The organism is Rhodoferax sp. OV413, assembly GCF_900104385.1.
Taxonomy (GTDB): Bacteria; Pseudomonadota; Gammaproteobacteria; order Burkholderiales; family Burkholderiaceae_C; genus Rhodoferax_B.
This window is the reverse complement of record NZ_FNJA01000001.1, coordinates 1,260,477-1,285,436: the sequence shown is the minus strand read 5'-3', so window position 1 is coordinate 1,285,436 and position 24,960 is coordinate 1,260,477. Positions and strand designations below refer to the sequence as shown.

Below are 24,960 nucleotides of genomic sequence, written 5' to 3'. Positions count from 1 at the left end.
CTTAAGGTTAGTCTTTGGGTCTGAAGCCAATCGTCAATGGCGAGGGCACACGGCCATCGGTATCACGCGGCATGGTTTCGGTTTTGTCGATGGCCTTGAGTACGGCATCGTCCCAGGCCTTGTTGCCACTGGATTTGACCAGTTTCCGGCTGAGAATGGTGCCATCAGGTGCGGAGCGTACCTCTACATCTGCCATCGGGTTGCCATCAATGCTGTCCGGGAATACGATATTCGGCCGGACCTTGGCGGTGACCCGGCCGCCGTAGCCGCTGGATGGGCCCGCGGACTGCAGCGCGCTGCCGGTCGCGTTCGCACCCCCGGTGGCACCTGCCAGACCCGCCATGCGCTTCAGATTGGCTTCGCGCTGGGCGGCCAGCGCCTTGGCTTCGGCCTGGGCTTTGCGGGTTTCGTCGCGGCGGGTTTCATCCCGTTGGGCGTCCAGAGCCGCCTGCTTGTCCTGGGCGGCTTTTTTTTCTTTGGCGCGCTTGTCTTCGGCGCGCTTCTTGTCGGCTTCTTCCTCGGCTTTCTGGGCCTTCAGGGCGTCCTGCTTGTCCTTTTCGATCTTGGCTTTCTCACGCTTGGCTTTGTCCAGCTTTTCTTGTTGGGCTTGTTCAAGCTTCTCGGCTTCGCGTTTCTTCTTGGCGCGCTCGAGGGCGATGTCGGCATCCTTGACTTCGGGAGCGGGCGGCGGCTGGACTTTTTCTACCGGCTTGGGAGGCGGGCGGGTTTCCTCCGCGGGCGGTGGGGGCGGCGGTGGTGGCTCCTCCACGGCTTTGGGTGCGGCTTGCTGCGGAATGGACGACCAGATCTCGGCCTCTACCGTGGCGCTCTCGGTCTGCTTCCAGTTGACGCTCCAGGTCAGGGCGACCAGCAGCAGTGCGTGCGCCAGCAGGGCCAGGCCGAACGCCCGCACCATGCCGGGCGGCTGGGGTGGGGCGAGGCTGATGCTGTCGGGTGCGGCGTGCATGGTGGCTCTAGTTGCCCAGTTGGACCGACAGGCCGACGCGCTGTATGCCTGCGCGCTGCAAGGTGTCCATCACCTTTACCACCGACTCGTATTTGACCGTGCGGTCGGCGCTGATGACCACGGGCATGGCAGCGTCGCCGCCCTGCGCGGTTTTTACGGCGCTGGCCACATCGCGGTTGCCGAGCTTGGTGGTTTTGCTTTGCAGTTTGAGTTCCAGCGTCTCGTCTTTGGCGATGACGATCTGTATCACCTTGTCGGGCTGCTTGCCGGCCTTGCCGACGCTGGGCAGATCGACCACGCTGGGGCTGATCATGGGCGCGGTCACCATGAAGATGATCAGCAGCACCAGCATCACGTCGATGAAGGGCACCATGTTGATCTCGTTGATGGTGCGCCGTCCGCGGCCCCGGGAAACCATGCCTGGCATGGCGCTTACCGGGCCGCGGCCGTAGCAGGCCCAGCCGGAGTCTGCGCCGCCACGTTACGCTGCAAGATATTGGAAAACTCTTCGATGAAGGTTTCCAGACGGATGGCCGTGCGGTCGATATCGCGCGCAAACCGGTTGTAGGCCACTACCGCGGGGATGGCCGAGAACAGGCCGATGGCGGTGGCCACCAGCGCCTCGGCAATACCGGGGGCCACGGTGGCGAGGGTTACTTGCGTCATGCTGGCTAGGCCGGTAAACGCATGCATGATGCCCCAGACCGTGCCGAACAGGCCGACATACGGCGATACCGAGCCGACCGACGCCAGGAAGGACAGGCTGGACTCGATCACGTCCATCTCGCGCTGGTAGCTGGCGCGCATGGCGCGGCGGGCGCCGTCCATCAAGGTGCTGGTGTCGGCGATGCGGCGCTCGCGCAGTTTTTGGTATTCGCGCATGCCGCTGGCAAAAATCCGTTCCATCGGGCCAGCGTCATGGGCATTCTTGGCGGCGCCCAAGTACAAGTCGTTCAGGCTGGTGCCCGACCAGAAATCGCGCTCGAAGGTTTCGTTCAGCGCCTTCACCTTGCCAAGCGCGAACAGCTTGCGAAAGATCGCCGCCCAGCTGGCGATGGAAACGGTGACCAGCAGCAGCATCACCAGTTGCACCACGATGCTGGCGTTCAACACCATGGTCCAGATCGACAAGTCTTGTGTCATTGCAAAATTTCTAAAAGGTTGGACGGGATGCGGCTGGACTTGAGGGTCTCGGCCTGTACCCAGCAGATACGGATACTGCCTTCGCACAGCACGGTGTCACCGCACAGCGCTTGCTGCTTGATTGTGAGTGTGGAGCGGCCGATTTGTTCCAGTTGGGCGGTAACCAGAAGTTGGTCGTCCAGCCGGGCCGAGCGCAGGTACTTCACGGTAGTTTCGGCCACCACGAACATGCCGCCGCTGGTTTCCTTCAGGTCGCGCTGCTGTATGCCCAGCGAGCGCAGCCATTCGGTGCGGGCACGTTCAAAAAACTTCAGATAGTTGGCGTAGAAGACGATGCCGCCCGCGTCGGTGTCTTCCCAGTAGACGCGGACGGGCAGGGTGAAGATGGTGTTGGCTTCCATGGTGTTCAGCCCAGCATGGCGCGCAAGCGGGCGATGGCCGTGTGCAGGTTGTCCATCGAACTGGCAGTGGAGAAGCGCAGGTATTTGTGCGTGTCGGCGCTGCCGAAATCGCGTCCCGGCGTCACGGCGACGTGGGCCCGGTGCATGATTTCATAGGCCAGATCCCAGCTGTCCTTGATGCCTAGTTTGCTGCATATTTGAGAGCAGTCTGCCCAGGCATAGAATGCGCCATCGGGCATTTTGGGTACTAAAAATCCCAGCGCATTCAAGGCTGGAATAAAGTAGTCGCGCCGGGCTTTGAACTCGGCCCGGCGGCGTTCGAATTCTGCAATGCTGGCGTTTTCGAAGCAGGCCAGCGCCGCATGCTGTGCCACGGTGCTGGGGCAGATGAACAGGTTTTGCGCAATCCGCTCGATGACCGGGACCAGGGCTTCGGGCACGACCAGCCAGCCAAGCCGCCAGCCGGTCATGTGGAAGTATTTGCTGAAGCTGTTGATGCTGATGATCTGGTCGTCCAGCGCTAGCGCGGTCTGGCCAAAGCGGTCATCGTGGCTCAGGCCCAGGTAGATTTCGTCCACCAGGGTGATGCCGCAGTGCTGCTGCACCACGTTGTGGATGCGGCGTAGCTCGTCGGGCGCGATGGAGGTACCGGTGGGGTTGGAGGGCGATGCCAGCAGCACGCCGCGGGTCTTGTCGGTCCAGGCGGCGGCGACCTGGGCTGCGCTCAGCTGGTAGCGGTCGGCGGCGCTGGCGGGCAGCAGCACCGCTTTGCCATCGGCCGCCGATACGAAATGCCGGTTGCAGGGGTAGCTGGGGTCGGGCATCAAGATTTCGTCGCCCGCGTCTATCAAGGCCAGGCAGGCCAGTTGCAGCGCGGCCGAGGCGCCGGCGGTCACCACGATGCGGCTGGCGGCCACCTGCACGCCAAAGCGGCTCGCATACCAGGCGCTGATGCGTTCGCGCAGGGCCAGCATGCCGGTGGCCTGGGTGTACTGGGTGGCGCCGTCGCGGATGGCCTGGGTGGCGGCCTGCTGCACCAGCGGGGGCGCTGTGAAGTCGGGTTCGCCGATGTTCAGGAACACCATCGGCTGGTCGGTATGGGCGACTTTCTGGGCCAGTTCGGAGGCGGCCTTGGCCACTTCCATCACGTAAAACGGCTCGATGGCCTGGGCCCGCCGGGATATCCGCATGCGTTCTGCCTTAAGTCGGGATTAGTCGGTATTGGTTTTTCCAACTTTGCCGGCCTTGTCGGCCTGGACCTCGGCGGCGCGCAAGCTGGGCGCCAGGCCGTTCAAGATGCCGTTCACATATTTGTGGCCGTCGGTGCCGCCAAATTCCTTGGCCAACTCGATGCATTCGTTCAGCACCACGCGCCAGGGCACGTCCAGGCAGTTGCGCATCTCGTACACGCCGATCCACATGACGGAGCGCTCGACGGGCGAGATTTCTTCCAGTTTGCGGTCCAGCAGCGGCAGGATCAGCGCGTCCAGCTCGGCCGCTTGTTCGATGCAGCCGTGCAGCAGCGCGTCGTAATGCACCGAGTCGGCCTTGTGGAAACCGGCCAGGTCGCGGGTGAATACATCGATAGCCGCCGCGTCGTTGCGGCCCACCAGGTGCTGGTACAGCGCCTGCAGGGCGAATTCACGGGCACGGCTGCGGTCGGACTTGGCGGCGGCTTTGCGCACGCCGGTGTCGGTGAGGCCGCTACGCGATTGGCGCGGCCGCTTGGTGGCAGAGGCGGGTGGGGTGGTGTTGTCAGGGGTGCTCATGCCAATTGTTCCAGCAGGTTGGCCATTTCCACAGCAACACGGGCCGCATCAACGCCCTTGTCGGTTTGGCGGGCCACGGCTTGCGCCAGGTTTTCGGTGGTGATGATTGCGTTGGCAATCGGGATTTGGTAGTCCAGCCCGATACGGGTAACGGCGCTACCGGATTCGTTGGCCACCAGTTCGAAGTGGTAGGTCTCGCCGCGGATGATGCAGCCCAGGGCGACCATGGCGTCGTATTGCTCGGTTTCGGCCAGCGCTTGCAGTGCCAACGGTACTTCGAGGGCGCCGGGGACTTGCACGTGGTCGATATTGCTGGCCAGCACGCCCAGGGCTTCCAGTTCGCCTTTACAGGCGTCGGCCAGGGCGTTGGTGATGGCTTCGTTGAAACGGGCTTGCACGATGGCGATACGCAGCTTGCTGCCGTTCCAGCGGGCATCCTGGGGCGCGAGGCCGCCTTTGTCAGCTTCCAGCATGTGGGTTCCTTGTGTGCTTGTTGGGGGCTTAGGTGGTACCTGAGCCGGGTTCTTGGGGCGCCAGGTAGCCGGTGGTTTCCAGCCCGTAGCCGACCAGGCCGGGGCTGCGCCGTGGGCTGCCCATGAGTTGCATCTTGTGTACGCCGCAGGCCAGCAGAATCTGTGCGCCAATGCCGTAGGTGCGCAGGTCCATCTGGCCGCGTTCAGGGGCCTGGGCCGGGCGGGCGGTGCCGTCAAACTGGGCCAGCAGCTCGGCGGCGCTTTCGCCGCAGTTCAGCAGCACGGCGACGCCTTTGCCCTCAGTTGCGATGTGGCGCAGGCTGGCGTCCAGGCTCCAGGAGTGCAGGCTGCGGTTCACTTCCAATACGTCGAGTACCGACAGCGGCTCGTGCACGCGCGCGGCAATCGATTCATCGGCGGCCCAGCTGCCTTTGACCAAGGCCAGATGCACGCCGCCGCTGGGCTTGTCGCGGAAGGCTCGCGCGGTGAAGCTGCCAAAGGCGGTTTCAATCTGCCGGCTGCCGACTTGCTCGATCAGGGATTCATTGCGGCTGCGGTATTCGATCAGGTCGGCAATGGTGCCGATCTTCAGGCCGTGCAGCGCGGCAAAGATCTGCAGGTCCGGCAGGCGGGCCATGGTGCCGTCGTCGTTCATCACTTCGCAGATCACCGATGCGGGACTGCAGCCGGCCATCACGGACAGGTCACAGCCGGCTTCGGTATGGCCGGCGCGCATCAGCACGCCACCATCTACGGCCTGCAGCGGGAAGATGTGGCCGGGCTGCACCAGATCGCTGGCGCTGGCATTGCGGGCCACGGCGGCTTGCACGGTGCGGGCGCGGTCGGCCGCGGAGATGCCGGTAGTGACGCCCTCGGCGGCTTCGATGGAAATGGTGAATGCCGTACCTTGTTTGGTGCCGTTGCGCGCCACCATGGGCGGCAGCTGCAGGCGTTCGCACATTTCACGCGACAGGGTCAGGCAGATCAAGCCGCGCGCATGGCGGGCCATGAAGTTGATGGCTTCGGCGCTTACATGGTCAGCTGCCAGGATCAGGTCGCCTTCGTTTTCGCGGTCTTCTTCGTCGACCAGAATCACCATGCGGCCGGCGCGTATGTCGGCAACGATGTCTTCGACCGGAGAGATGGCGACGGGAGAGGGTGCTGTCATGGTGCTGGCTTTACAGGTTGCTGCGGGTCGGCCTGGAGCATGCGCTCCACATAGCGTGCGATCAGGTCAATCTCCAGATTGACGCTGGAGCCGACGCGCAGGTTGCCGAGTGCGGTGTTGTCCACCGTGTGCGGTATCAGGTTGATACGCATCTCGCATCCCGCGGCCATGTCGGTAATCTGGTTGACGGTGAGGCTGACCCCGTTGACTGTGATCGAGCCCTTGTAGGCTAGGTATTTGGCCAGGCTGGGCGGCGCCAGGATGACCAGCAGCCAGCTTTCGCCGATCTGGCTGAACTCGGTCACGCTGCCTATGCCGTCCACATGGCCGGAGACGATGTGGCCGCCCAGCCGGTCGTGGGCGCGCAAGGCCTTTTCCAGATTGACGGGGCCTGGCGTGTCCAGACCGGTCGTCTTGTCGAGCGACTCGGCGGAAATGTCGATGGTGAATTGGCGCTGGCTGGGGCTGAGAGTGGTGGCGGTCATGCAGGCGCCGTTGAGCGCGATGCTGTCCCCCAAACCCACGTCGTCCAGATACCCGGCGGGCGTCTCTAGGGTGAGACGTTTGCCATGCGATGAAGAGCTGCCCAGGTCGTGCACGGCGACGATGCGCCCCACGCCGGTGATGATTCCGGTAAACATCCGGCTATTTTCGCAGGGTTTCGGATGGATCTTGGCGCGGGGGAAAATTCCGCGCAGTTGTTCAGAACTGGTCGCGGCCCGGAATGCGTGCGGCGATGCGGATATCGGGGCCGACTTGGCTGACCGATGTGAACTCCAAAGGCACTGCGTCGGACAGCTGGTCCAGCGGCAATAGGCTGGCCATATCCAGGCCCGGGCCTATCAGCATGGGTGCCAGGTAGACCAAGAATTCATCCACTAAACCGGCCTGGACCAGCGCGCCGTTGAGGGTGTGGCCGGCTTCCACATGCACTTCGTTGATCTCGCGCCGCGCTAGTTCGCGCAGCATTGCCGCCAGATCGACCCGGCCTGCCGCATCGGGCAGGTAAAGCACAGTGGCTCCTGCCGCCTCCAAGGCTGCCTTTTTAATGTCATTTTGCTCGCTAGCGCATATATAGACTGCGCGACCAGCTATAAAAATATGAGCGTCAGGCGGAGTCTCCAGCCGGCTGTCCAGTACCACCAGATGCGGTTGCCGCGGCGTATCGACCAAGCGCGCGTCCAGCGAGGGATTGTCTTTGAGGATGGTGCCGATGCCCGTCAACACCGCACAGGCGCGGGCCCGGGAAGCATGGCCATCCGTTCGGGCTGCAGGTGATGTGATCCATTGGCTGTCGCCATTGGCCAAGCCCGTGCTGCCGTCCAGCGAGGCAGCGATTTTCATCCGCACCCAAGGTGTTTTACGTACCATGCGACTGAAGAAGCCGAGGTTGAGTTCGCGGGACTCGGCGGCTCCGGGGCCGATTTCAACCTCGACGCCAGCGGCGCGCAGCCGGGCAAAACCGTTGCCGGCGACGACGGGGTTAGGGTCGGCGATGGAGGCGACCAGTCTGCGGATACCGGCTGAAATCAGCGCATCGCAGCATGGGCCGGTACGGCCGTGGTGGGAGCAGGGCTCCAAGGTGACATAGGCCGTCGCGCCCTGCACGCTGTGGCCGCGGGCTGCGGCATCGCGCAGCGCCATGACTTCGGCGTGCGGGCCACCTACGCGCTGGGTGTGACCTGTACCCAGAATCTGCCCATCTCGGGTGGTGATAACGCAGCCGACAGCTGGGTTGGGGGGGGCGAGCAGGCGGGCTTGGGTTGCTTGGGCCAGCGCTTGCTGCATCAAATCGAGATCGAAGTCAGTCACGGGATGATTTTCTACATATGGACGAAGAGAGCATCGGCAAATACTATTCGCGGCTAATGACAAGCTCTAACCTACGTACGCTAGGCACCGCGGTATGGTTTAGCAAGGCTGGCTGTAAGCGGGTCTGCTCGATTGTGGCGAGAGCTTTTTGAACTAAATCCGGGTCTGATATGGATGTGTCTAGCAGATCCCAATAGTCGATCGTCCCTTGCGCGGATATCCAGAGTTGTATTGCTACCCGTAGAGTGGTATTGCGTGGCAACATTTCGGGATCTATCTCCCAGTCACCTAGCGGTGTTGCAGGTTGGTCTACTTTTTCAATAGGCAAGTAGCCTTCGCGGCTTGGAGCGGTTGGTATGGATTGCTCTGCCGAAGTTGCTGCAGCTATCGGGTTGGGCGTATCGTGATTGGATCGAGCTTTTGTTTTGCGTGGAGTGACCAAAGGTGGCTCTGGCGCAATGACAGCTGCTTGAAGCTGCCCTGAGGTTCGTGCTTCCTCCTCCTTTTGGGTGCTAGTCTCGGTGAGCAAGCGTGCTTGAATGACGGATGTTGAGGGACTGTCGGATATACGTTGCGGTGGAGTGGTTGGCCAAAGTAGCCCAAGGATTGCAGTATGGATAACCAATGAGCCGATAGCTGCCCATACAACGGTGGCAATACGCATTCTCTCGGGTACAGTGCCTGACCCTATTTCCAGCAGTAGGCGATCGCCGTGGTGAGGTTGGATCCAGCCTTGGCTGTGTACGTGCCTGCCACGATGCTGCGCCGCCCCAGGTGGTCCACTGTCATATCGCCGCAGCGATCCGCAGCCATGCTCGTACCGGTTTTGCGTGTAGCTGTAATGGTATAGCTGGTGCGGGGGCTGGATGCTGAATTGCTTACTGTGATGGCGTAATACGCTGCAGCAGGAGTAGAGGCTACTCGTGCGGGAAATTGACTGGTATCCGTCACCGCAGTTCCCGCGCTATTCTGGTCGTAACGATAGTTTTCCGAGTAAAAACGCTCCATCCATTGTTGGCCGCTCAACAAAACCGTTTGCGCCTCAGTGCGGCGACCGCGGGCTATCTGCTCTGTATAGCTGGGAAAGGCGATCGCTGCCAATATGCCGATAACGGCAACCGTGATCATTAACTCTATTAATGTAAAGCCCTGCTGGCGCTTCAAGTTCTTCATTGGTCCGTCCTCAGTCCAGGAATTTCACGCCATTGCACGCGGCCCAAAGGGTTGTAACACAGAGTACGGCTTTCAGATCCGCTCTCCGATGACAGGGCCTTGCTTCCCGGAGGACAAGTTGCATCCTTTTCACCAATGCCTGTGGTTGCGTTGACATTGGTGCAGCCAGCTTCTCCGGAAACACAGGTCTGTGGCTTGTAGGTTGCCGTGGACCGGTTGGTGACCGTCACCCACTTCTGGCTAATCACAGGGGTTCCTGCAATCAAAGTCCCATCACTGGCTAAGCCCTGAGCTTTGCGTGTGGGAATGCCTGCTATGGGGTCAATGATGTAGAGCGTGACATCTGGTGTGTTGTTACAGCTTTCCGTACCTACCTTTTGACGAACAGTGGGGAACAACAAATACCCAGCCTGCACATCTGGATCAGCTAAGAGCATTTCCGACAGGTTCGGCGTATTTGGTGGGGGACTCGCACCTGGAAAATTGAAATACCAACCATCTTTGCTAGTCCAGTCTATAGCCGTGTATGTAGAAACACCTCCAGTAGTGGAGTTCGGTGTCGCCGTCACTACACCAGTGCTGCTTCGCGCATAGGCTCTAGTAATCAGCGTGGATAGGTCGGATTGAATCATCGGTCCAGTACCGTTTTGGTCTGTCGAGCTAAACGCTGGACGATCCCATAAGCCAAATATGCGTTGTGGTACCGAGGTCTTTGGAAAGTCACCTGTTTCCAAAGCATTGCCCGTGCCAAAGTTGATGATGAGTCCATCGAAAGCAGGATAAACGTACTCCGGGGCTGCAACGATGGGCAGGGGGGTCACCGTAGTGACATTGCCGGTTGTGACGCTATTTTGAGCGGTGAATAGCGGACGGTTAACCGCTGGTGTACCAGTGCCTTTGTAAGCGACATCCCAGTTGGCCGTACTAACTGCACTGCTGATGTCGAATTTCCACAGATTCCCCTTCAAATCACCTGCATACACTGCGTCTGCTGTACCGTTGTTGTCTCGATCTAGCCAAGTGACACCCATCAGCCCGTTGTTGGGGCCTGCATCTGCCACTATTTTTACGTATTGGCCCGTCCAGCCACTGGTGATGCTTGGTCCATCTACAAACAAAATGAACAAAACAGCTTTTCCGTTGGCTGATCGGTAACCATTTCCTAGTAGCAGCCCGAACTTACCGTTATTCAGCTTAACTACCGGATTGGCCTGTCGTGTGTTTGTATTGGTGCCGATGTCGCCCACTAGGTATCCGAGGTCATCGTCATCATCACGGGTGAACTGCCATTGAAAGATGCTGTTAGGGCTACTTTCTGCTGCAGCAAGTGTGCTTATATTGGTGACGTCCAAGGCAAATATTCCTCGTCCTCCTCGTCCCAGCGAACTGAAGGCCATGGTCTTCCAGGTACCAGTTTCAGCCGTGGTCGAAGTTGCGACCACAATATTAGTTTTTACATCTGCGGTAAAAGGGCTGCCATCCACATAAGCCCATACTGTGCTGTCGGGTTGGGTTTCGGTTGTATCCAATGTGAAGTTAGCACCTTGCAAGCGGGTTCGGCCTACAATTCCTCGCTGTAGAGGAATTTCGGCCAATCGATTGGCCAACATGCCTGGGACATAGGCGAACAATTCGCTGCCCCCTGTAGGACATACCGTGCCTCCTCCTTCTGCGCAGAATGCATGGAGCATCCCATCGTTAGCCGAAACCCATAGTAGTTTTTCGCGGGATACATTGACGGAGTCATTGGCGAACGCCGTGTAGCCGGGAGATTGGTATTCAAGGAAGTTCGCTGAAGGCGGCGCTTGAACCCACGGCGTGGCATTTACGATAGGGCCCAATAAATTATCGCCCCGCTCCCTCAGTCCAGTAGAGGCGCTTTCTAGTGATTGATCGCCGCGCATGTAATTCAGAACCAGCGCAGCATTGGTGGCGCTGAGGGTGTTGGTGCTGGATGTAGTCATCTGGGTGACATACCCGGCGGGTAAATCAGTCCAACGGAAGCGCATTGCTGCTGCAGTGTTTGTAGTGCTCTTGTTTCCGAAATTGGTAATGATCTGACGCGAGTTACCTGGACGATTAGGGGCTACGTAGTCTGTGCTGGCGCGGATTTTTAACAACTCCCCAACTTCCCACGTGGGGTTACTGTCAAACGCACCGCTACTGAGCAGCTTGTAAGCTGCAACATCACCTGTGACGGTCGTGGAGTCGAACTTTGCGACATATTTATAGCTGCCTTCCGCCAGCTGTCCTGACGTTGTCGCAGGGGCGGAGTTTGCATTCTTGGCCAAGCTATCTAGAGCTTTGCGCAACTGTGCCTCAAGCAGATCTGGACGACGGGCCAAGAAATAATTATCGGGCACGCCGTCCGCTCCTAAAGATCCATCGCTTTTGACTTTATCCCATGAATCTACAGATGGCGGGAGCGCTAAATCCGTATAAGTGTTGTTATTGTTTTTTGTACTAGAGTCAAATGCGCCATATTTGGCTGCGTAAAATAATGGGTCTTTAATTAGAGCATTGGATGCACCATCCATATGAAAAGTTAAAGAAACTGGATAATCAACATCTTTGACGGTGCAGTAAGCGGCGGCTGTTGGAATATCTGGATCACCCGTTGCTCCTGTTCCCGTAACATTGCACACTGTCGCGCTGTATGCACCCGCAAAGGCAGGGCTGGTTAAGGTTAAGTTTCTATAGGTTGTGTTGGCTGGGCTGGTTAAATTTCTGTAAGTATTGTCTCCACATAAATACTGTGAAGTTGCAGGCATTCCTGGTAACGTTCCAGCGTTGTAATGCTGATGCGTTAAGTATCGACCATTAGCATCCGCATTTAGCAAATTTTTGACTCCAATAATACTGAATCCATGGGTTCCTGCTCCACCACCGCAGACACCTGGTATATCCGTTGTGACCTTTATGTCGTAACTTGTAGGCGTAGTTGCATTGGTGATAATGTCGTAGCGTAAATAGCCTACGATATCCATGTCATAGTCGCCACCCATTAAAATATCGTTCCAAGTGACAATAAATGCACCGTGCGTCGCGCTTGCGCTGATTGACGCAAATGTGAGTGGTGCACTGATACCGCCGCCGCTTTGTAGACTTTCGGGAGTGATGTATACATATTTGGCTGGATTTGATGCGCTAGTCCCGGTTCCTGGTACCAGTACGTCAATGCGCGGCGCACCACCAGTGAGCGATGCCGCCAAGGTTTTGACTTTCAAGGCATTCTTCACGTATTGCAGATCGCTTGGTGGTGTAGCTACTGTGCGAATTTTGGAAGTATTGCCATACAGTGCTGCTCCTGCTACCTGATAAGTACCTCCCATGGCAGGTGTTTCAGGGCAAATTCCTGAAACATCAGATAAATTCACCACGCTTTTGGCTGAGCAGGAATCACCATAACCACCAGTAACCGACCCAATAGAACGCAAGCTATTGTTTATGCCTTCCGTTGCACCTACCGTGTTTGTATAGCTGGCGATATCCCCCGTTCTATTGGGTAAGGTCGCAAAAGGAGTGGCGGCTTGACCATCAAAACTCAAGCTGCTGCTGGATAGTAGTAATGTATTTAAAGGGCGACAAATCGAGTTGCCATATAAACTGTTTCGTGTTGCATTGGAGTTTGATAGTGGGTCACTCCAAGTTCTGGTTGGAAGTCCTAGCGCCGTATCTTTTGTGGTTGTGCTTGGATTTGTGGGAGATGGCGTAGAACCGTCGTAAGAGTAATACTGAAGCGCTTGTACCAGCATTTCTCCAATTGGATTTCCCCAGGAGGATAAAGAGCCTTGGGATACAGAACTCGGCGTGCCTGACGATCCGTAACTTCGAGAGGTTCTATCATTCAATAATATCGAGTCAAATGTCTTGATTGCACCTATGCCGGTGGTGCGACCATCTGGGGCCGCTAATGTGGTTGCACAACCAGAAGAAGCGCTATGGCAAAAAACGCCGGTACTTGGGTTAATTTCATCGGCAAAATCACCCATATTTTTGCGTAGGGTGCCAGCTGTATAGTTCTCGCTATAGTTACCTGTAATAACTCCAAATTCCGCTCTCGCGGCAGTCCCTGCCGCGGCGTATCCGAATTCCTGGAATAAACCGTATGGTTTTAAATTGGTCGTTGAATTGGATGGAAAAGCTTGGCACCTTTCCTCTCCAATAAATGCAGGGTCACATACCTTCACTCGTACAGTTAATTCCGGACCTATGCTGCTATAAGTTGCTCCATCTCTAGCAATAGACGGAATGGTGACTTCGTGGGAAATTCCGTCAATATCAGAATTTCTATAGTATCGGGCTAATTTAGGCCCAAAAGTTCCGGAATTGTATGTGTCTCTCCATTGGCATACTTCATATTCTACTGTGGCCCAAAAGCGAACATTTCCCTTCACCATTCTCATTATGGGTGGGTTTGGGGATGCAGTGGTGCTGTCATTTGTGCCTAGGTTGCAGATACTTAGGCCTGCGTACACGTTTGGATTGCTGCCCGTAGTCTTTGTCAACGCTGCAGTTGTGAATGGCGTGTAATCTCTTATGTCAGTGCCGCGGTAGTATTTGACGAATGAATGTGCATCCCAGTTAAGCTTTACGCGTTCAAGAACTGTATTTCCAGTTGCATCTGTACTGCGTGTTCCACCATATAGCATTTTTCGAACAACATCCAAACGGGTCATGGTGGACCAATTTAGGAAATTTCCACTCCAGTAACTTTGCGCCGAAGTGCATGTATATCTTTCCAGTGTTTTGGTGACGCCATTCGTTGTTACAGTGGATGTAATAATAATGGATGATGCTGCGGGATTAAATTGCTTATTGGTATTGTCATATGCGTAGCATTTTGTAGGATCAAAATAGCCGTAGTATTTGAATGTGGGCTTGAACGTTGTATCAATTGTGCCATCGTCATCAAGATCTTCAAAATCTGTATACACGGGACCAAACATACTGTGGTCCTTTGAGGCTGCCAACATGATCATTGGCCGATTGGAGCTGGTCGTGACGTTTGGTGGAACTAAGGGGCGTGGCGACGATACTTCTACCGAAGTTGCTTGTGCAGGCAGAAGCCCTCCTAATGCTGCAGTCATAAGTATAGCTGTACAAAATTTTTGGACTATTAGCATAGAGGCTCCAGAGAGAATTACTTTTCGGTTAATCAATAGAATACGTGTCACTCATACCGACTAAGGTAGAAAAATGGACTGAACAACCACCTGAGTGCGAGGGGTGTAGCCAAATCCTCGTGCGGTGATACGGTATATGTCTTTTTCTTGCTGCCCGGGTACTGAACGCTTGAAGTATTCAATCAGATACTCGGGTTGGACTGCTACACCTTTAATTGGGGATGCTCCGGTATATGTGCCAAGTGGTACACCCCCTGTAAATGTTTCGCAGTTACTTGTGTCTACGGGTGTTCTACCAGGCTTGGTAACAGTACTTCCATTAAAGTCATTGACCCATTGACCGCCTTTACTACTCGGCCACCAAGGTTCACCGCCGGTCAATGTATCTGCTGTACTCCATTGATAACTCGCATATTGCGCTTCGGTGCGAAGACATAGCCCTTTGGCGCAATTAGTTGTGAAGTCAATGGCAATCAATTTGCGCGCAGTCCTTGAGCAAGACTTTCCTGCCAAGAGGTTGGGATTGACTGCCCAATTAGCTACATTTAGTCCTGCATTTTCAATATCCCGTTCAGCATCGCGTAGAGCGGATTCTGCAGCCTGTCTGGCTACCTCCATATCTTGCTGATTGCGGGCCATACCTTCGCCGAGCATGGATTGGCGAGCAGCCCAGACTGTTAAACCTGTAATTGCTATTAAAAAAAGCAACACCATGACTAGTGCGACTCCTCGTTGAGATTGGGCGGGCTGTGTGTAACGCATGAGCGTTAATTTCTTTGGCCTTGTCATAGTGTGGAACTAGTAGGTCTGGTTCAGCCGATTGCGAACAGCAAACTCTTGAACAAAGCGCTTTCGCAAACTGCTGTCACTTGCTGCTTGGGTTTGCTCTACGCCTTTGCAGTCCAGATATTTCCGCTCAACGCCGGCTTTGTCGGCAATCTTGGGGGCGGCTCCTACGCTTTTTGTCATGACACAAACGCGAACTGAAACAACTCGAGACCATGGTGGCAGCGGTGTTACGCCCAGCGCCCCGAACTCCACCGATACAGTCGCCAAATTGCTGACCTCGGTCGCTGTGTAGTATTTATCTGGCGTTCGACGATCTTGGTTGGCAGTCGCGGCAAAAACCCCATAAGTGATTTGCATATCTTCAATGCCAGCAAGTATGGGTTGGTAGGGAATTCCGGTACTTCCAGCGTTGTCGCCGCTGCCGTTGCCAACACATGCGAAGCTTCGGGTTGTTATTTCCTGCTGATCGATTTGGGTTTTTTTGGCTGCAGAAATTGCATAGCGGTTGGATACAAATAGCGGCTGGAGTGGCGCCTGAAGGGGTTGCACTGTATTGAGCCTATTACCGTTGCTGGCACTGTTGGCGACATCTGCTCCGCTACAGTCAAATCGATCGCCTACGTTGACACCCATGTTGTCGTTGGTGAAGTAATTCACCACAAGCGAGTCAGGCTCGTTGGCCGAAGGCGTACCGCAGGGAGGAGTGGCTGTTGGATCATATTGCGCGCCATCACAGCCAAACAGGCCTGATAGATAAACTGACTGCGGTGTAGGGGGCGTCCAGTCGGTTGCCAGTGCGTTATTGTTGATGTCCTTGGTGGGAGGGAAGCCGGCCAACTTGGGGAAACCTTCGTCGGTGGTGACGCGGGAGATATTGGCTGGGTAGTAGCCCGCTTTCATGATGTCGCGGCCGATCAGCTGTAGTACAAACGTGCCGGTTTCGGCATTGCTGCCGTTTCGATCAATGGCACGTTGGGTTTCTCTTGTGCCCAGATAAACATAGGCTGCAGCCGCTACTAAAAACAAAGTGATGGCAATTGTCACCATCAGTTCAATCAGCGTAACGCCGCGCTGGTGTACAAACAGTTTGTTGTGTTTCATGGCATGAAGGAAAAGCGGTTACAACGCACTCCAGCAGGTGCTGCCGCGGCATCGGGGCAGCAGGTTTGCCGCGCGAGGCCAAAGTTGGTGCTTGCGACAGTGCTGCATTGGGTGGCCAGAACCAAATTTGGCTGGGTCCCACTGGTGCCGTCGTTAGTGGTTGCCGTTTGATCGGTGTTGTCTTTGTCGAGCCACATAAGCGTGACCACCACGCCAGTACTACGGTCACCCGTTACAAAAACGGCTCCCTGTGGCAGACTGTTGCGCACGCGCTGGCGCCAACTTAGCATATCGTATGTGGCGCGGTCAGCAGGTATACATATGGCATTGCTACCTTCACAGGCTACGGCATTTATCTGGGTTTGAAGTGTGGTATCGCTGATGGCTTGCTGGTTAGCCCAAGTGCTACCCGTCGGGTAGCTAATGCCGATGGCATCCGGATTATTCGCATATGTTGCAGTGTCCGAGTAGGCAGGGAATGCATATAGAGAACTGTAGCCGGCATGGTCTGGTACTGCTGTAAGCCGACCGCCAGACACCCAGCTTTTCCCTAGCATGTCAGGGTTCAGACGCGCTAAATCTGCGTAATCGGCGTAAAGCGAGGCGGTTGCTGCGCGAGCCTGGCTTCCGAGTTTAAATTTTGTGGTTGCGACCTGAAGGCCTGCTATGCCCAGAAGTCCTATAGATAGGATGACTATGGCTACCAGCACTTCAATAAGTGTGACGCCACGAGCGCGGTTTGAATGCGGTTGGATGAGGATGTGAACATTTGGCATAGCATCCACTCCTAATAGCTATTGCAAACGACTGCGGCTGGAACCGATCGCGTCCGCCCCAAAGCATCCAGGCAGATGCTAAAACCATATGCGTTTGACAACTGGTTGTCTGTATAAACTAGATCAAATCGACCAGCTGCGCCAAGGTTTGAGTTTCCCCGTGGGTTGAACTGGATTTTGCGAGTAGTACTTTGCGACATCAGTGTGTAGTCGGCATTTCCGGTTCTTCTTACCAGTAGCATGTTCTCAGGCTTATTGACGAGCGTGCCGCTGGCATTAGTTTCCTGTGGGCGGTTGATTGTGGTGTTGCATTCGGGGTTCAAAAACACAATCCAACCAACTTGCCAGTCTTGGCCGTTGGTTAAGCAAACTGGTCCATTTCCTGTTGTGGTATCTACCGTGCTGCTCATGCACATGGTGACGCACATGTTCTTGCTCACTGCTTCATTCCGCGCTCGCAAAATACTGCCGCTGAATTCATTGCCCATGCTGGAAAAATTGTTGCGCACAATGAATGCGCGTAACGAGGGAACGGCCAGTGCGGCAAGAATGGCCACGAGAGCGACGGTAACCATCAGCTCGATTACCGTAAAGCCTCGATGACGGTTTGGGTGTGCAGGGGACATGTAAACAAACATGTATCAGATTGTGCATGCAACCCGTGCCGTTAATCTGCCCGCTGGTCCTGTGAAACCGACCGCTGATTCTATTTTTCGAGCCTAGCGCAATGCTTCAAATATCCTGGATCAACCGGCTGAACTCATCCACATCTTCAAAGCTGCGGTACACCGATGCAAAACGCACGTAAGCGACTTTGTCGAGGTTCTTGAGTTCGCGCATTACCAGTTCGCCCAGCTTGGCTGTGGGCATTTCCTTAATTCCACTCGATAGAAGGGTGCGTTCAATCCTGTCTAGCGCTGCTTCCACTTGTTCAATACCGACTGGACGCTTGCGCAAGGCCAGGCGCATGGATGCCTGTAGTTTGCTGCGGTCAAAGTCAGTTCGACTGCCGTCTTTTTTGACCACACTGGGCATGGCTACTTCTGCGCGCTCATAGGTGGTGAAGCGCTGCTCACAGCCCCCGCAGCGGCGGCGGCGACGTACCAGGTCGCCGTCATCGGATTCACGGGTTTCGACCACTTGGGTCTCACCGTGGCCGCAGAAGGGGCATTTCATGGCAGTGCGTTAAACCACGCGGGCTTAACGGTAGACCGGGAAGCGGCTGGTGAGTGCGGCGACCTTGGCGCGCACGGCGTCCAGGTTGGCTTCGTCGCGTGGGTTGTCCAGCACGTCGGCTACCAAATTGGCGGTGGCGCGGGCTTCCTCGTCCTTGAAGCCACGGGTGGTCATGGCGGGTGTGCCTATGCGCACGCCGCTGGTGACCATCGGCTTTTCAGGGTCGTTGGGGATGGCGTTCTTGTTGATCGTCATGTGGGCGCTGCCCAGCACGGCTTCAGCTTCCTTGCCGGTAATGCCCTTGGCACGCAAATCCACCAGCATGAGGTGGCTTTGGGTGCCGCCGCTGACGATGCGCAGACCGCGCTGGGTCAGGGTCTCGGCAACAACCTGGGCGTTGCGCAAGACTTGCTGTTGGTAAGTCTTGAATTCCGGCGCCAGCGCTTCCTTGAAGGCTACAGCTTTGGCTGCAATCACGTGCATCAGCGGGCCGCCTTGCAGGCCGGGGAAGATGGCGCTGTTGATGGCTTTCTCAAACTCCGACTTCATCAAGATGATGCCGCCGCGCGGGCCGCGCAGGCTCTTGTGGGTGGTCGAGGTGACGATGTCGGCGTGCGGCACGGGATTCGGGTAGATACCTGCAGCAATCAGGCCGGCGTAGTGCGCCATGTCGACCATGAAGATCGCGCCTACTGCCTTGGCGACTTTCGCGAAGCGCTCAAAGTCGATAGCAAGAGAGTAAGCGCTGGCGCCCGCAATAATCAGTTTTGGCTTGGTTTCGTGGGCCTTGCGCTCCATCGCGTCGTAGTCGATTTCTTCTTTGGCGTTCAAGCCGTAGCTGACCACGTTGAACCACTTGCCGCTCATGTTCAGTGCCATGCCATGCGTCAGGTGACCGCCTTCGGCCAGGCTCATGCCCATGATGGTGTCGCCGGGCTTCAAGAAGGCCAGGAACACGGCCTCGTTCGCGGACGCGCCGCAATGCGGTTGCACGTTGGCGGCTTCGGCGCCGAAAATTTGTTTGACACGGTCAATCGCCAGCTGCTCGGCTACGTCCACGTACTCGCAGCCACCGTAGTAGCGGCGGCCAGGATAGCCTTCGGCGTACTTATTGGTCAGCTGCGAGCCTTGCGCAGCCATGACGGCGGGCGAGGCATAGTTTTCGCTGGCGATGAGCTCGATATGGTGCTCTTGGCGGGCGTTTTCAGCCTGGATGGCTGCAAACAGCTCGGGGTCGGTTTGCTCGATCAAAATCTGGCGGTCGTACATGGCAGTCCTATGAGACGAAAGTCTTTGGGGTGGAACAAGTGCTGCCCAGGCGAACGGCTGAACGCCAAACGGATTTGGCGGCACGCTTCCCAGTGGTTGCCCGCATGACCTTGCTAAGAAGGCCGCTGCGGTGGTCCACGTCAGCGTGAGCACCCTGAATCAAATCCAGGGGTCACGCCTATCGCCAGTTGCGTACGGTGCTAGTGTAACGGAGGCTTAGTAAGCCATCAAAGCGGCGACCTTTTCCGCTTCTGCTGGTGCTTGAGGCTTCACAGCCGGTGCCGCGACCGGAATGGCGCGCGGGGTGGTAACAGGGGTAGGGCGGCCCGCGGCCACTTGCTGCAGGCGGCCGTGTTCGGCCATCACCTTGCCGGCGTAGCCGCCGTCGTCTTCAATATTGGCTGCACCCACGTAGTAGCGCAGTCCGCCTTCGACGGAACCAGCGCGCGAAATGCACTCTTGCAGCACCTTCACGCCTACGCGCAGATTGGTCAGCGGGTCGAACGCGGCCAATTTGCCGCCGAACACGTCGTATTTCTCGGTGTGCACACGGGTCATGACCTGCATCAGGCCTTGGGCGCCAACGGCACTTTGGGCAAATGGGTTGAAGCCGGATTCAATGGCCATGACGGCCAGAATCAGCGTCGGGTCGAGCTTGACGCGGCGGCCCAGCTCATAAGCCTCGGCCACCAAGGCGCTGACCGGTTCGGCCGCGACATGGTACTTCTTGCTCAGCCAGTAGGCCACAGCCGCTTGCTGCTTGGGCAGATCTTGCGGATTGCTGGCCGTGGCGCGGTCTACCGCCTCGGGCTCGGCTACCGCTTCGATGGTATCCATGCCAGTGGCTTCGACCTGGCGCTCTTGCAGCCAGCCCATCAGCTGGACTTCGGCAACCTGGCGCAAATCGGGCCGGGCGGTCATGGTCACTACGGTAAAGGCCACAACCAAGCCCAAGAGGGCAAATCCGTTGTGGGTGATCTCAAAAAAGCCTTGGGCAATGTCGGATGCGAAAGTTCGCAACCCATTCCCTAACTTCTGTAACGCTGTCATAGCACTTCCTCATCTCGCGAAGGCCGGGGGCGACAGATTGCGTAAGAGCAATTCGCTTTGGCACTTCGATTGGGTTGGTACGCCATCAAAATCCTGCGGTGTCTTCGAGACGTAGGCAGCGATTTGACTTAGCCGGGGGTCGGCAGCGGGTCGGTTTGTCCGTAGCGGTTTACGGGGGGACGGCGGATTCTAGGAGGACTATTAATATCGAGTCAAGCATATCGAATCGACTTGATATTCTAAAAATGTGAATTTTACCTGTCTTTATTTACAGCTTATTGTGTTGAGAGGGACGCCAAGGGCGCTGAAAAAGTGCAGCATCCGATCCCGTCGTGATAGGGCTTACAAAATGCTACTGCTACACAAAGCAGAGCTCGCTACCCAGTGTTTACAGGTTCTTACAAAGGCCTATGCAAAATTTGGCTAGTCGATAAAAGTGCATAAATGGGCCTGGCCGATGCTCTTTTTCAAATTTTTACAATTGCTTTGTATACCGCCCAAATTGCCGCAGTTTTGGGCAGGTAAAACCGGGTGCAAGTTTGTAGATTTTTGTGTCTAGTAGGGCTTTTTGAGCGTCATCCCACCCTTGCGCGTATGCGCCGGGCCAGCGCGGCTTGTCAATCACATTGACTCAATCGCTGGAAGGATTTGCATTGAAAACCAGATTTGAATTCCCTCCCACCATGGCCTAAATTGACAGCGCCCGCCTCAAAACGGGCGCTCTCCGGTAGGAGCCAACGCCACCCGACACTTTGCGACGGTGGTGTGCAGCAGCCCCGGAACTATATGGAAGCAATCTCTTGTTTCCAATGCAATGGGGGACATCACTCTCTCCCTTGCAACCCAAGACGGCATGAACCGCAAGTTCGCCGTCAGGCCCGGCGGCCAGGCTCAACACCTACCGTCCGGGCTTTCATGTTTTTGGGCGCGCGCTTTCCCGTGTTGTACCGCTGCGGTCTGGCGGCAAAATGCCCGCTATGACATTCGAACTGCTTTCTGGAAATAAATGGCTGCGCCGCACGCTGTACGTATTGGTCGGCGCACTGCTACTCTGGGGCCTGGCCTGGTTGGCCCTGCCTTATATAGTGAAGAGCCAGGCTGAAAAGCAAGGCACCGAGAAGCTGGGCCGCCAGGTGCAGGTCGGCCATGTGGACTTCCACCCCTGGACCCTGGCGCTGACTCTGGACAACGTGTCCATCGCCGCCGCCAGCGGCACGGTGCCGCAGCTGCAGGTGCAGCGCATCGTGGTGGATGCGGCACTGTGGCAGTCGCTGCGGCGGCTGGCGCCGGTGGTGGACGGCATCGCGATCGACCAGCCGGTGCTCAAAATCACCCACCAGGGCGATGGCCATTACGATTTTGACGACGTACTGGCCCGCCTCAGCAGCCCGTCCGAGCCCACGCCCAGCCCCACGCCGGCTTTTGCGCTCTACAACATCACCCTGACCGGTGGTGCGGTGGACTTTGTCGACCAGCCCGTTGGTGCCACCCATGCCCTGCGCGATTTGCACCTGGGCCTGCCGTTCATCAGCAACCTGGATTCGCAGCGCGAGATCAAGGCCGAGCCGCGGCTGGCCTTCACCCTCAATGGCAGCCATTTCGACTCGGCTGCGCAGACCACTCCGTTTGCCGTCTCGCGCAAGACCGACGCCAGCTTCCAGTTGAAGAACATGGACCTGGCGCCTTACCTGCCCTATCTGCCCGCCAGCCTGCCGGTGAAGCTGCAGGCGGCGGTGCTGAATGCGGACCTGCAACTCGCGTTCGAGCAGACGCCCAAGCTCTCGCTACGGATCAGCGGCGTGCTGCAGGCCGACAAGATCAAGCTGGCCAATCCGCAGGGCGCGGGCTGGCTGGCGCTGGACACGCTCAAGCTCACGGTGGATGCGCTGCGCCCACTGGAGCAGACCGTCAAGCTGTCCGCCGTCGAACTGGCCGCGCCCGCGCTCGACCTGCGCCGCGATGCTGCTGGTCGGCTGAACCTGGCATCTGCCCCGGTTGCTAGTAAAACAATAGCTGCTCCCGCAGCAGCTGCCAGCGCCAGCGGCACAAAAGATGCTCAACCCGCGGGTTGGAAGGTCAGCGTCGACAAGCTGGCCCTGCACAGCGGCAGCCTGCGCTGGACCGACGCCAGCACCCAGCCCGCGGCCCAGGTGGCGGTGCAGCAGCTGGCGCTGGAGGCATCCGCCATCGCCTGGCCGTTCACCCAGCCGCTGCAGTTCAAAGGCAGTGCGCAAATCGCTGGCGATGCAGCCACATCCTCCGAGCTGCGCTTCAGTGGGTCTGCGACCGACCAGCAAGCCCAGGTCGATGCCCAGCTCGGCGGTTTGCCGTTGGCGGTCGCCGCGCCGTACTTGGCTTCGGTGCTGGAGCCGCGCCTGACCGGCCAGCTCAGCGCCGATCTGCAGCTGCAATGGAAGGCGCCGGACGCGCTGCAGCTTAGTGCCAAACAGCTGACGCTGGACAACCTGGCCCTAGGGGCGACAGCGCTTGCTACTAATAAGAAGAGCAGCCAGCCTAGCGATGCCAAGGCCGCCAAGCCAGAAATGGCCGCGCTGGCCAGTCTGCGTCAGCTGCAGATCAGCCAGGCCCAGGTCGATTTGGCCCAGCGCCGGGTCCAGATCGGCAAGCTCAGCCTTACCGAGCCGCGGGCCAAAGTGGCGCGCGGCAAAGACCAGCGCTGGATGTATGAGGCCTGGCTCAAGCCGGCGCCTGCCAGCAGCGCTGCGTCCACTGCGGCACCGACCACCCCCACTCAGCCCTGGGCCGTCAGTGTGGCCGACCTGCAGCTGGACGGTGGCGCCGTGTCGTACCTGGACCAGGCGAATGCCGATCCGGTGGCCTTCGAGGTGACCGCCTTGCAGCTGCAGATGAAAGACCTGGTGCCCGGCAGCGCCAAGGCCTCGCCCCTGAGCGTGTCGGCGCGCATCGGTGCAGGCAATGCAGAACCAGGCCGTTTGACTTACAAAGGCACGCTGGCGCTGCAGCCGCTGGCAGCCCAGGGCCAGCTGGATCTGGTGCACCTGCCGCTGCATGCCTTTGAGCCGTATTTCGGCGCGTCGCTGAACGTGGACGTGGTGCGCGCCGACACCAGCTTCAAAGGCCAGCTGGCCTATACCGCCAGCCCGGCCGGCCCGGTGCTGCAGGTGCGCGGCGACGGCACACTCGAAGACCTGCGTGCCAACCGCTCGGCCAACAGCACCATGGCCGGCCCCACGACCTCGGCCGATGGTCCACCGGCGCCCACAGTCGGGCGCGAGCTGCTGAGCTGGAAGCTGCTGAACCTGCGCGGCCTGGACGTCGCCCTCAAGCCCGGCACGGCCACCCGCGTCGACATCAAGGAAACCGCGCTCAGCGACTTCTACGCCCGCATCGTGGTCGACGAAACCGGCCGCATCAACCTGCAGGACCTGGTCAAGTCCAGCACCCCGCCGCCAACGCCTGCTGCCGATGCTACAAATAAAGTAGCTGCTCCCGCAGTCGCTACCAGCGCCAGCGCCCCAAATCCTTCAAATGAGCCGGGTGCGGTGGTGCGCATGGGCGGCATCAGCCTGGTGAATGGCCGGGTACTGTTCTCCGACCGTTTCGTCAAACCCAATTACTCGGCCAACCTGAGCGAGCTGACCGGCAAGCTGGGCGCGTTCTCGTCCGTGCCCGCGCAGGGCCAGGTGCAGTTGGCCGATCTGGAGCTGCGCGGCCGCGCCGAAGGCACGGCTTCGCTGGAGATCCTGGGCAAGCTGAACCCGCTGGCCAAGCCGTTGGCGCTGGACATCGGCGCCAAGGTGCGCGATCTGGAGCTGCCCGCGCTGTCGCCTTACAGCATCCGCTACGTCGGCCACGGCATAGAGCGCGGCAAGATGAGCGTGGACGTGCACTACACCGTCCAGCCCGATGGCCAGCTGACCGCCACCAACAGCATCATCCTGAACCAGCTGACCTTTGGCGACGAAGTGGCCGGTGCGCCCACCAGCCTGCCGGTCAAGCTGGCCGTGGCCTTGCTGGCCGACAGCAATGGCGTGATCGACCTGAACCTGCCGCTGTCGGGCTCCTTGAACGACCCGCAGTTCCGCATCGGCCCGGTGATCTGGAAGATCCTGGGCAACCTGATCGCCAAGGCCATCACCTCGCCGTTCAGCCTGCTGGCGCACGCGTTTGGCGGCGGCGGGGAAGAGCTGGGCAGCGTGCCCTTCGCCCCCGGCAGCGCGGTGCTCACCGCCGACGCCCGGCAAGGCCTGGACAAGGTGGCCAAGGTGCTGACCGACCGGCCGGCGCTGAAGATGACCGTGGTCGGCAATGCCAGCCTGGAAGTCGAGCGCGAAGCCATGCAGCGCCAGCGCCTGCAGCGCCGGGTGCTGGCCGAGAAGCGCCGTAACCTGGTGACCGGTGGCGCCGCCGCAGCCAATGCCGACGCCGCCGAGCTGGAAGGCATCACGGTGAGCGACGCCGAATACCCGGCGCTGCTCAAGTCGGTCTACCAGCGCGCCAGCTTCCCCAAGCCGCGCAATGCACTGGGCCTGCTCAAAGACCTGCCGCAGCCCGAAATGGAGCAACTGCTGCTGGCCAATCTGCCGGTCGACGAAGACAATGTGCAGCGCCTGGCGGTGCAGCGCGGCGTGGCGGTACGCGACTACCTGGCCGCCCAGAAGCTGCCGCTGGAACGCCTGTTTCTGGGCGCTGCCAAAACCACCGCAGGCGACGCCAACTGGCGTCCGCAGGCCGACTTGCAGCTGGCTACGCCGTAGCGACTAACGTCAATTTACAAGCCAGTTC

At 58.1% G+C, this 24,960-nt stretch carries 20 protein-coding genes and 1 riboswitch; of the genes, 1 reads left to right on the top strand and 19 read right to left on the bottom strand.

All coding sequences use genetic code 11. From position 1 onward, the window contains the following. Nucleotides 1-7: 7 nt before the first annotated feature. The 19 genes from tolA to BLT66_RS05770 form a co-directional block, all read right to left on the bottom strand. Nucleotides 8-967: a cell envelope integrity protein TolA gene (gene tolA / locus BLT66_RS05860; protein ID WP_092756590.1), complete on the bottom strand. Its 960-nt coding sequence runs from the start codon at nt 965-967 to the stop codon at nt 8-10. Nucleotides 968-974: 7 nt separating this feature from the next. Beyond that, a complete protein-coding gene (locus tag BLT66_RS05855; protein WP_092756588.1) occupies nt 975-1,394 on the bottom strand; it encodes a biopolymer transporter ExbD in 420 nt (139 codons plus the stop codon). Nucleotides 1,395-1,399: 5 nt separating this feature from the next. Then, on the bottom strand, nt 1,400-2,110 hold the full coding sequence (gene tolQ, locus BLT66_RS05850; protein WP_092756586.1) for a protein TolQ: 711 nt from the start codon (nt 2,108-2,110) through the stop codon (nt 1,400-1,402). Then, entirely contained in the window at nt 2,107-2,511 is a 405-nt protein-coding gene (gene ybgC / locus BLT66_RS05845) for a tol-pal system-associated acyl-CoA thioesterase (protein ID WP_092756584.1), read from the bottom strand. The genes tolQ and ybgC overlap by 4 nt, the downstream gene beginning before the upstream one ends. A gap of 5 nt (nt 2,512-2,516) precedes the next feature. Continuing rightward, nucleotides 2,517-3,701, bottom strand: coding sequence for a pyridoxal phosphate-dependent aminotransferase (locus BLT66_RS05840; protein ID WP_092756582.1), 1,185 nt, complete (start codon nt 3,699-3,701; stop codon nt 2,517-2,519). Between the two features lie 21 nt (nt 3,702-3,722). Next, nucleotides 3,723-4,280, bottom strand: a complete 558-nt coding sequence (gene nusB / locus BLT66_RS05835) for a transcription antitermination factor NusB (protein WP_092756580.1) — start codon at nt 4,278-4,280, stop codon at nt 3,723-3,725. Beyond that, nucleotides 4,277-4,753, bottom strand: coding sequence for a 6,7-dimethyl-8-ribityllumazine synthase (gene ribH, locus BLT66_RS05830; protein WP_092756578.1), 477 nt, complete (start codon nt 4,751-4,753; stop codon nt 4,277-4,279). Before ribH ends, nusB begins: the two co-directional genes overlap by 4 nt. Nucleotides 4,754-4,781: 28 nt before the next feature. Beyond that, nucleotides 4,782-5,921, bottom strand: a complete 1,140-nt coding sequence (ribBA, locus tag BLT66_RS05825; RefSeq protein WP_092756576.1) for a bifunctional 3,4-dihydroxy-2-butanone-4-phosphate synthase/GTP cyclohydrolase II — start codon at nt 5,919-5,921, stop codon at nt 4,782-4,784. After that, entirely contained in the window at nt 5,918-6,562 is a 645-nt protein-coding gene (locus BLT66_RS05820) for a riboflavin synthase (RefSeq protein ID WP_092756574.1), read from the bottom strand. Before BLT66_RS05820 ends, ribBA begins: the two co-directional genes overlap by 4 nt. Before the next feature lie 61 nt (nt 6,563-6,623). Beyond that, entirely contained in the window at nt 6,624-7,709 is a 1,086-nt protein-coding gene (gene ribD / locus BLT66_RS05815) for a bifunctional diaminohydroxyphosphoribosylaminopyrimidine deaminase/5-amino-6-(5-phosphoribosylamino)uracil reductase RibD (RefSeq protein ID WP_176955003.1), read from the bottom strand. A gap of 711 nt (nt 7,710-8,420) precedes the next feature. Further along, nucleotides 8,421-8,906, bottom strand: a complete 486-nt coding sequence (locus BLT66_RS05810) for a type IV pilin protein (protein WP_092756570.1) — start codon at nt 8,904-8,906, stop codon at nt 8,421-8,423. Then, nucleotides 8,903-13,855 carry a pilus assembly protein gene (locus BLT66_RS05805; protein ID WP_255406783.1) on the bottom strand — a complete coding sequence of 1,651 codons (4,953 nt, stop codon included), beginning with the start codon at nt 13,853-13,855 and terminating at the stop codon, nt 8,903-8,905. Before BLT66_RS05805 ends, BLT66_RS05810 begins: the two co-directional genes overlap by 4 nt. Nucleotides 13,856-14,092: 237 nt before the next feature. Beyond that, nucleotides 14,093-14,794, bottom strand: coding sequence for a pilus assembly PilX family protein (locus BLT66_RS05800; protein WP_255406816.1), 702 nt, complete (start codon nt 14,792-14,794; stop codon nt 14,093-14,095). Between the two features lie 36 nt (nt 14,795-14,830). After that, nucleotides 14,831-15,922, bottom strand: a complete 1,092-nt coding sequence (locus tag BLT66_RS05795) for a PilW family protein (RefSeq protein WP_092757039.1) — start codon at nt 15,920-15,922, stop codon at nt 14,831-14,833. Beyond that, the gene (locus tag BLT66_RS05790) at nt 15,919-16,698 is read right to left on the bottom strand and encodes a prepilin-type N-terminal cleavage/methylation domain-containing protein (RefSeq protein ID WP_092756566.1); all 780 of its coding nucleotides are present in this window, start codon (nt 16,696-16,698) and stop codon (nt 15,919-15,921) included. The genes BLT66_RS05795 and BLT66_RS05790 overlap by 4 nt, the downstream gene beginning before the upstream one ends. Nucleotides 16,699-16,709: 11 nt before the next feature. After that, on the bottom strand, nt 16,710-17,324 hold the full coding sequence (locus BLT66_RS05785; RefSeq protein ID WP_176954976.1) for a GspH/FimT family pseudopilin: 615 nt from the start codon (nt 17,322-17,324) through the stop codon (nt 16,710-16,712). 106 nt (nt 17,325-17,430) lie between these two features. Continuing rightward, nucleotides 17,431-17,874 (bottom strand): transcriptional regulator NrdR, encoded by a 444-nt coding sequence (nrdR, locus tag BLT66_RS05780; RefSeq protein WP_092756564.1) that lies wholly within the window; start codon nt 17,872-17,874, stop codon nt 17,431-17,433. 24 nt (nt 17,875-17,898) lie between these two features. Then, the gene (gene glyA / locus BLT66_RS05775; RefSeq protein ID WP_092756562.1) at nt 17,899-19,143 is read right to left on the bottom strand and encodes a serine hydroxymethyltransferase; all 1,245 of its coding nucleotides are present in this window, start codon (nt 19,141-19,143) and stop codon (nt 17,899-17,901) included. 36 nt (nt 19,144-19,179) lie between these two features. Next, nucleotides 19,180-19,345, bottom strand: a riboswitch (ZMP/ZTP riboswitch). Between the two features lie 14 nt (nt 19,346-19,359). Continuing rightward, nucleotides 19,360-20,193, bottom strand: coding sequence for a lytic transglycosylase domain-containing protein (locus BLT66_RS05770; RefSeq protein ID WP_092756560.1), 834 nt, complete (start codon nt 20,191-20,193; stop codon nt 19,360-19,362). A gap of 977 nt (nt 20,194-21,170) precedes the next feature. Between BLT66_RS05770 and BLT66_RS05765 the strand changes: the two genes are divergently transcribed. Then, the gene (locus tag BLT66_RS05765) at nt 21,171-24,932 is read left to right on the top strand and encodes a DUF748 domain-containing protein (protein ID WP_369821576.1); all 3,762 of its coding nucleotides are present in this window, start codon (nt 21,171-21,173) and stop codon (nt 24,930-24,932) included. Nucleotides 24,933-24,960: the final 28 nt, after the last annotated feature.

Bases quoted from the DNA above. Each gene is read 5' to 3' on its own strand.
- tolA (WP_092756590.1), bottom strand. From the start codon at position 967: ATGCACGCCGCACCCGACAGCATCAGCCTCGCCCCACCCCAGCCGCCC.
- BLT66_RS05855 (WP_092756588.1), bottom strand. From the start codon at position 1,394: ATGCCAGGCATGGTTTCCCGGGGCCGCGGACGGCGCACCATCAACGAG.
- tolQ (WP_092756586.1), bottom strand. From the start codon at position 2,110: ATGACACAAGACTTGTCGATCTGGACCATGGTGTTGAACGCCAGCATC.
- ybgC (WP_092756584.1), bottom strand. From the start codon at position 2,511: ATGGAAGCCAACACCATCTTCACCCTGCCCGTCCGCGTCTACTGGGAA.
- BLT66_RS05840 (WP_092756582.1), bottom strand. From the start codon at position 3,701: ATGCGGATATCCCGGCGGGCCCAGGCCATCGAGCCGTTTTACGTGATG.
- nusB (WP_092756580.1), bottom strand. From the start codon at position 4,280: ATGAGCACCCCTGACAACACCACCCCACCCGCCTCTGCCACCAAGCGG.
- ribH (WP_092756578.1), bottom strand. From the start codon at position 4,753: ATGCTGGAAGCTGACAAAGGCGGCCTCGCGCCCCAGGATGCCCGCTGG.
- ribBA (WP_092756576.1), bottom strand. From the start codon at position 5,921: ATGACAGCACCCTCTCCCGTCGCCATCTCTCCGGTCGAAGACATCGTT.
- BLT66_RS05820 (WP_092756574.1), bottom strand. From the start codon at position 6,562: ATGTTTACCGGAATCATCACCGGCGTGGGGCGCATCGTCGCCGTGCAC.
- ribD (WP_176955003.1), bottom strand. From the start codon at position 7,709: ATGCAGCAAGCGCTGGCCCAAGCAACCCAAGCCCGCCTGCTCGCCCCC.
- BLT66_RS05810 (WP_092756570.1), bottom strand. From the start codon at position 8,906: ATGAAGAACTTGAAGCGCCAGCAGGGCTTTACATTAATAGAGTTAATG.
- BLT66_RS05805 (WP_255406783.1), bottom strand. From the start codon at position 13,855: ATGTTTGGTCCCGTGTATACAGATTTTGAAGATCTTGATGACGATGGC.
- BLT66_RS05800 (WP_255406816.1), bottom strand. From the start codon at position 14,794: ATGCGTTACACACAGCCCGCCCAATCTCAACGAGGAGTCGCACTAGTC.
- BLT66_RS05795 (WP_092757039.1), bottom strand. From the start codon at position 15,922: ATGAAACACAACAAACTGTTTGTACACCAGCGCGGCGTTACGCTGATT.
- BLT66_RS05790 (WP_092756566.1), bottom strand. From the start codon at position 16,698: ATGCCAAATGTTCACATCCTCATCCAACCGCATTCAAACCGCGCTCGT.
- BLT66_RS05785 (WP_176954976.1), bottom strand. From the start codon at position 17,324: ATGTCCCCTGCACACCCAAACCGTCATCGAGGCTTTACGGTAATCGAG.
- nrdR (WP_092756564.1), bottom strand. From the start codon at position 17,874: ATGAAATGCCCCTTCTGCGGCCACGGTGAGACCCAAGTGGTCGAAACC.
- glyA (WP_092756562.1), bottom strand. From the start codon at position 19,143: ATGTACGACCGCCAGATTTTGATCGAGCAAACCGACCCCGAGCTGTTT.
- BLT66_RS05770 (WP_092756560.1), bottom strand. From the start codon at position 20,193: ATGACAGCGTTACAGAAGTTAGGGAATGGGTTGCGAACTTTCGCATCC.
- BLT66_RS05765 (WP_369821576.1), top strand. From the start codon at position 21,171: ATGACATTCGAACTGCTTTCTGGAAATAAATGGCTGCGCCGCACGCTG.